At 72.5% G+C, this 6732-nt stretch carries 5 protein-coding genes and 1 pseudogene; 4 read left to right on the plus strand and 2 right to left on the minus strand.

Annotated elements, in window-relative coordinates:
* Nucleotides 1-281: 281 nt before the first annotated feature.
* Nucleotides 282-998 (minus strand): GAF and ANTAR domain-containing protein, encoded by a 717-nt coding sequence (locus P1P70_RS37460; RefSeq protein WP_319245719.1) that lies wholly within the window; start codon nucleotides 996-998, stop codon nucleotides 282-284.
* A gap of 110 nt (nucleotides 999-1108) precedes the next feature.
* Here P1P70_RS37460 and P1P70_RS37465 point away from each other — a divergent pair, with 110 nt between their 5' ends.
* Nucleotides 1109-2221: a PAS domain-containing protein gene (locus P1P70_RS37465; protein WP_319245720.1), complete on the plus strand. Its 1113-nt coding sequence runs from the start codon at nucleotides 1109-1111 to the stop codon at nucleotides 2219-2221.
* Between the two features lie 120 nt (nucleotides 2222-2341).
* On the opposite strand, the gene P1P70_RS37470 is transcribed toward P1P70_RS37465, so the two are convergent.
* On the minus strand, nucleotides 2342-3130 hold the full coding sequence (locus P1P70_RS37470) for an RNA polymerase sigma factor SigF (RefSeq protein ID WP_319245722.1): 789 nt from the start codon (nucleotides 3128-3130) through the stop codon (nucleotides 2342-2344).
* Nucleotides 3131-3364: 234 nt separating this feature from the next.
* Between P1P70_RS37470 and P1P70_RS37475 the strand changes: the two genes are divergently transcribed.
* The 3 genes and pseudogenes from P1P70_RS37475 to P1P70_RS37485 all read left to right on the plus strand — a co-directional run.
* Complete coding sequence (locus P1P70_RS37475; RefSeq protein ID WP_319245724.1) at nucleotides 3365-5176, plus strand: thiamine pyrophosphate-requiring protein; 1812 nt, start codon at nucleotides 3365-3367, stop codon at nucleotides 5174-5176.
* Nucleotides 5177-5265: 89 nt separating this feature from the next.
* Complete coding sequence (locus P1P70_RS37480; protein ID WP_319245726.1) at nucleotides 5266-5739, plus strand: DUF2795 domain-containing protein; 474 nt, start codon at nucleotides 5266-5268, stop codon at nucleotides 5737-5739.
* 89 nt (nucleotides 5740-5828) lie between these two features.
* Nucleotides 5829-6254 (plus strand): annotated as a pseudogene (locus P1P70_RS37485) (CBS domain-containing protein); the annotation flags it as partial.
* Nucleotides 6255-6732: the final 478 nt, after the last annotated feature.

Genomic DNA, 6732 nt, shown 5'->3' on the forward strand with positions numbered 1-6732 from the left:
CATCGGGGGGTCTCCTTCGGCCGACTCCGGCGGGCGGGGGGCACGACCGCCGTGCCCCGCGTCCATCAGAGCGCCGAGCCCGACGGGGCGCGCGCCGCCGGGCACCATTCGCGGGACGCGGAGGGCCGACCGGGTGACGGTGCGCTCCGCTGGGTTCAGCCGATGCGCTCCGCTGGGTTCAGGCGGTGAGCGCCGTGGGGGTGAAGTTCGTTGTCGGCTGCGGGTTCGTCGTGGCTGGTCGCGCAGTTCCCCGCGCCCCTTGCCAGGCGCTTCGGTTCGGCTCAGTCGGAGAGTGAGACCAGTTCCCGTTCCAGGCCCCTGCCCCTCTTGTGCACCACGGCCGACGCGACGTCCGACAGTTTGCGGTTGGTGCCCTGGGAGATGCGGCGGAGGACGGTGAACGCGGCGTCGGCGTCGCAGCCGAGGACGTGCATGACCATGCCGCAGGCCTGGTCGACGACGGGACGGGAGCGCAGGGCGGCGTCGAGCTGGTCGAGTTCGGTGAGGGCGGCCCGGTAGGAGCGGTCGCGGACGATACAGGTCGCGGCGAGGTCGCCGAGGGCGCGGGCGGGACCGTGGGGGGCGTCCTCCAGGGTGTGTGGGCGGAAGCTGTAGAGGCTGAGGGTCACGGTGAGACCGGGGCGCCTGAAGGGGAGCGTGACGCTGGACCGTACGCCCGCGTCGAGGGCCACCGCCCGGTACTCCGGCCACCGTTCCTCTCGCAGCAGATCGGCGGAGTCGACGGGCTCACCGCGCTCCAGGGCGGCCGGGAGCGGTCCGTCGCCCGAGCGCAGTTGGACGGCGACGAGTCCGGCGAGGTCGGGATGGGTGACCGCGGCGGGCCGCTCGGTGCCGCTGTCGGACACCATGCTGCTGGCACCGCAGCAGTCGGTGGTGCAGCGGGCGGCCTGTTCGACGAGTTCGGAGAGCCTTCTGCCCGGATGTGCGGATTCCGCTGATTCCCGTCCCACGCGGCCGAGTTGTTCGCGTTCCGGCATGATGCACGCCTCCTCCTCCGATCGCCTTCCCGCGCACCCGCGCGGAAAACGAATCCTCGGCTTCGGGTCCGCCTGTGCCCTCGCCGCCCTCCAGGCGCTACGTTCGTCGCATGACCCAGACGGACGAATTCGGTGAGGAACTCGCGGATTTCGTACGCCGTGTCGCCGAGCTCAAGGCGGCGCGCTCGGTTCCGAGGGGAGATCTGCCGACGGTCCTGGACGCGGCGTTCTACGAACTCGACCATGTCGCCGACCAGTTGTGGCCGTGGTACGAGCGGCTGACCGCCTCGGGTCCGGCCGGTGGCACCTCACCGGCCGCGCAGGAGCACCCATTGCTGAGGGCCGTCTTCCAAAGTCTGCCGCTGCCGGTGCTGTTGGTGGACCGCGAGACGGTGGTGCGGCGCCTCAACCAGGCCGCGACCGCTTTCACCGGCGTACGGTCCGGTTATGCGACGGGCCGTCCGCTCAGCGGGTTCCTCGCCCATTCGGACCGGGGCGCGTTCCGTTCCCAGGCGGCCGCCACGGCCCGCGGCGAGGGCGACCGCAGCCTCAACGTCCACCTGCAGCAGCGCCCGTCGCTGCCGGTCCGCGCCACGCTCACGAAGCTTCGCCCCGGCAGCGGCGAGCCGCGCAACACCGTCCTGGTCGTCCTCCAGCCGGCCGGGCACCGGATGCCGACCGTCGAGCCCCTGCGCCCCTTGCCCAACCTCACCGAGACCACCCGCCACGCGGCCCTGATGGATCTCGTCGACGCGATGACCACGGCCCTGCTCACGGCGCCGCCCGGCACGGCCCTCGACCGGGCGGCCCGTGTCCTGCACGGCCGCTTCGCGGACTGGGTGGTCGCCGACACGACGACACCCGGGCTCGCCCGCTCCACGGTCCTGGCGCCGTCGGAGGAGGAGGCGAAGCTCCTGGTCTCCCAGGATCCCGCCACCTGCCCCCTCGTCGTCACGGCCGCCCGAGGCGGCTCCCCCGCACTCCAGATCCGCCCCGCCGACCCGGCCGCCTTCGGCCACGACGGCTCGGGAGCCCCGGTGCTCGTCAAGGCCGACGTGACGTCCCTGCTGACGGTGCCCCTGGCACCCCCACAGGACCCGGTCAAGGGCGTCCTGACCCTCTTCCGCTCAGGCGCCCGCCTGGCCTTCTCGATGGCCGAGGCCCAGGTGATGGACACGATGTCCCGCCACATAGCCCTGGCCATGCAAACCCGGGCCCCGTAAGCAACCGCCCCGGGGGACCGCGCCCCACGAGGGGGCGCGGGGAACTGCGCGACCAGCCACGACGAACCCGCGGCCGACCACGCTCCCCACCCCCGCGGCGCCCCCGCCAACCCTGCGGAGCTACACCGCGTCCCTCATCACCTGGTCCCGGAGCCGATCACAGCACCGGCTGATCAGCCGCGACACATGCATCTGCGAGATCCCCAGTTGCTCGGCGATCCGGCTCTGCGTCATGTCGCCGAAGAACCGCATGTACAGGATCGCCCGCTCCCGCTCCGGCAGCGCGGCCAGCCGGGGCTTCACGGCCTCCCGGTCCACCACCGTGTCGAGCGCGGGATCCGGGGACCCCAGCGCGTCGCTGAGCGAGTAGCCGTCCTCGCTCCCCGGCAGCTCCGCGTCCAGCGACAGCGCCGTGAAGCTCTCCAGGGCCTCCAGTCCGACCTGGACGTCCTCCTCGCTCATGTTCGCGTGTGCCGCGATCTCCGCGACGGTGGGGCGGCGCCCGGAGATCGTCTGGGACAGGTCCTGACTGGCGAACCGCACGCGGTTGCGCAGGTCCTGGACCCGGCGCGGCACGTGCAGGGTCCACATGTGGTCCCGGAAGTGCCGCTTGATCTCACCGGTGACGGTGGGTACCGCATAGCTCTCGAAGGCGTTGCCCAGCTCGGGGTCGTAGCGGTCGACCGCCTTGACCAGGCCGAGCGAGGCGACCTGGCGCAGGTCGTCGTAGCTCTCGCCGCGGTTGCGGAACCGGCCCGCGAGCCGTTCGGCCATGGGGAGCCACGCCTCGATGATCTGTTCACGCAGGGTGTCCCGCTGCTGACCGGGCGGAAGCGCGGCCAGTTGGCGGAAGGCCTCCGCGGTGTCGGGGGCGTCGTCGTGCGGATGATGCTTCGCCTGGGTACGCATGGTGCGTCGCAACTCCCTGGATGGCGCTTCTGGGATGGACGGTCACCGTGGGGGCGCGGAGGTGCACAGAAGACAGCACACCCGTGAGGGAAACCTCGCCACTTCCACGGACGTGCCTCCTGTCCGAAGCACTGTTATGCGCCTGCCCCGGATCATGCACGGCAAACACATTCGGGGTTTTCCATTCCGCCCGGGGGTGACTCGCTCGGGAGACCAGACCCCGGGAGGTCCAGTATGAGCACCACCGTCGCCGACCACATCTTGCGAAGGCTGCGCGCATGGGAAGTCGAACAGGTATTCGGCTACCCGGGAGACGGCATCAACGGGCTGCTCGCGGCCTGGGGCCGGGCCGAGGACCGGCCACGGTTCATCCAGTCCCGGCACGAGGAGATGTCCGCGTTCCAGGCGGTCGGGTACGCCAAGTTCTCCGGTCGGCTCGGGGTGTGCGCGGCGACGTCGGGGCCGGGTGCGATCCACCTGCTCAACGGGCTGTACGACGCCAAGCTGGACCATGTGCCGGTGCTGGCGATCGTCGGCCAGACGCACCGCAGCGCGATGGGCGGCTCCTACCAGCAGGAGGTCGACCTGCACACCCTGTTCAAGGACGTGGCCTCGGACTTCGTCGAGACGGTGACCGTGCCCGAGCAGCTGCCCAACGTCCTCGACCGGGCGATCCGCACCGCCTACGCCCGCCGCGCGCCGACCGCCGTGATCATCCCCGGTGACGTGCAGGAACTGGAGTACTCGGCGCCGACCCACGAGTTCAAGATGGTCCCCTCCAGCCTGGGCGGCGGCTCCTGGACGGCGGTGCCGTCCACGGAGTCGGTGGAACGGGCCGCCGAGATCCTGAACGCCGGCGACAAGGTCGCGATCCTCATCGGACAGGGCGCGGCCGGAGCCCGCGCCGAGGTGACCCGGATCGCCGAGCTGCTCGGCGCGGGCGTCGCCAAAGCGCTCCTCGGCAAGGACGCGCTGAGCGACGAACTGCCGTACGTCACCGGCTCGATCGGGCTGCTGGGCACGCGCCCCTCGTACGAGCTGATGCGCGACTGCGACACGCTGCTGACCATCGGCTCGTCCTTCCCGTACTCCCAGTTCCTGCCGGACTTCGGCAAGGCGCGGGCCGTGCAGATCGACATCGACCCGCACATGGTCGGCATGCGCTACCCGTACGAGGTGAATCTCGTCGGGGACGCGAAGGCGACGCTGGAGCGGCTGATCCCGCTGATCGATCCGGCGCGGGGCCGCGAGTGGTACGACGAGGTGTGCGCGGGGGTGGCGCGCTGGCGCGAGGTGACGGCACGCCGGGCGGAGCTGTCGGCCGACCCGATCAACCCGGAGCTGGTGGCCCACGCCCTCGATCCGCTGCTGCCGGACGACGCGATCATCTCCTCGGACTCCGGTTCGGCGGCCAACTGGTACGCCCGGCACATCACCATGCGCGGACGCATGCGCGGTTCGCTGTCCGGCACGCTGGCGACGATGGGCTGCGGGGTGCCGTACGCGATCGGCGCGAAGTTCGCCCACCCGGACCGTCCGGCGATCGCCCTGGTCGGGGACGGGGCGATGCAGATGAACGGGATGGCGGAGCTGATCACGGCGGCCAAGTACCAGGACCGCTGGGAGGATCCGCGGCTGGTGGTGGCCGTCTGGAACAACCACGACCTCAACCAGGTGACGTGGGAGCTGCGGGCGATGGGCGGCGAGCCGTCCTTCCTGCCCTCGCAGGAGCTGCCGGACGTGCAGTACGCCGCGTTCGCGCGCTCGCTGGGACTGACCGGGATCCGCGTGGAGAAGCCCGAGGACGTGGAGGCCGGTTGGCGGGCGGCCCTCGCGGCGGACGGTCCCGCCGTCGTCGAGTTCCTCACCGATCCGGCGGTGCCGCCGATCCCGCCGCACGCGACCTGGGAGCAGATGGAGTCCACGGCCGCCTCGATCCTCAAGGGCGACGCCGACCGGGGGTCCGTGGTCAAGCAGGGCTTCAAGGCGAAGATGCAGGAGTTCCTGCCGGGCACCAGGTCGAAGAAGGACGACAGCCCGTCCTGAGCCGCGCCGCACCGGTCCGTGGCCCGACCCCGGTGTCGGGGCCGGGTGTTCGGGTACGCGGGGGCCACCAACCCATCTGGAGGGGAGTCATGCAGCGAGGCAGCGACCGGCTGAGCGCCCACCGCGACGACGAGATGAAGCACGAACTGCAGGGATTGCTCCGTTCGGGTCATCCCACCCGCACGGAGGAGTGGAACGACCCCGAGCCCTACGCCGAGGACGACCCGGAGGTGGCGTACGGGCCGGTGACGCCGAGCCGGGCGCCGGCGCGGGTGGAGGCGCTGCGGCTGGACCTGGCCCGGGTCCTGGGCCGTACGTCGTTCCCGGCGGGCCCCGCCGAGCTGATCCGGGTCCTGCGGGACCGGCACGCCCCGGACGGGCTCGTGGCGCCGTTGGAGCGGTTGCCGCGGAAGGCGCGCTACGACTCGGTCCACCTGCTCGCGGAGGCCGTGGTCCAGGTCCAGGACGAGGGCGGCGAGACCGGAAAGCTCGGAGAGGCCGGGGGCGGTGTCGCGCGGCCCCCGGCGGACGCCACGGAATCCGCACACGGCGGGGACACATAGGGCCCCTGCTCGCGGGTACTGCGGGCAAGGTCACGCAGATGGGTGCGTGCCCCCGCGGTCGGGGCGGAGCGACGAAAGGCCCGGAGACCATGGCCGAGTTCGTGAGGGAAGTCATGACGCCAGGTGTGGTGGCGGTCCGCCCGGACGCCTCGCTCGTGGAGGCGGCGCAGCTGATGCGCGCCCAGGACCTCGGCGACGTGCTCGTCACGGACGAGGGGCACGTCATCGGGGTTCTGACCGACCGTGACATCACCCTGCGGGCCGTCGCCGACGGGGCCGACCCGCTGACGGTGAGCGCGCAGGCCGTCTGCACCCCGAACCCGGTCGTGGTCGGCCCGGACGACGCGGTGTCCGCCGCCGCGGCGCTGATGCGCGACCACGCGATACGCCGGCTGCCCGTCATGGAGGACGGACACCCGGTGGGCATGGTCAGCCTCGGCGACCTGGCCGTCTCCCAGGACCCGGCCTCGACGCTCGCCCACATCAGCCGAGCGGCACCGGGCCCCTGGCCGGGGACGGACGGCCCCTCCGGCACCGATCCGTGGACGGGCCGGACCTCCGCGACCGGGCCGTGGACGGGCCAGACCTTCGGCACCAGCCGGGGGGCGGACCAGCCCTCGGGGCCCGGACCGTGGACGGACGCTGTTCAGCGTCCGTGGACGGGCCGGACCTCCGGCACCAGCCGGGGGGCAGACCGGACCTCCCGGCCCGACCGGGACATCGGCCAGACCTACCGGACCGACCCCGGGAGGGGCCGGCTTTTCGGCGGCGCCCCGGGCACGCACCGGCCCCGGACCGACCCGCGCACGGACCAGACATCCTGGACCGCCCCAGGGACGGACCGGCTTTCCGGCGGCGGCCCGTGGGCGGACCCGGGCTCGGGAGCCGGCACCGCAGCGGACCCATCATCGGGACCAGGACCAGGACCGGTCCCGGCCTGAGAGCGGCTCGCCGCGCTCCGCCGGTGAGGGTCGGGCCCCGCCCCACCCCCAC

The organism is Streptomyces sp. MB09-02B, from assembly GCF_033794485.1.
Lineage (GTDB): Bacteria > Actinomycetota > Actinomycetes > Streptomycetales > Streptomycetaceae > Streptomyces.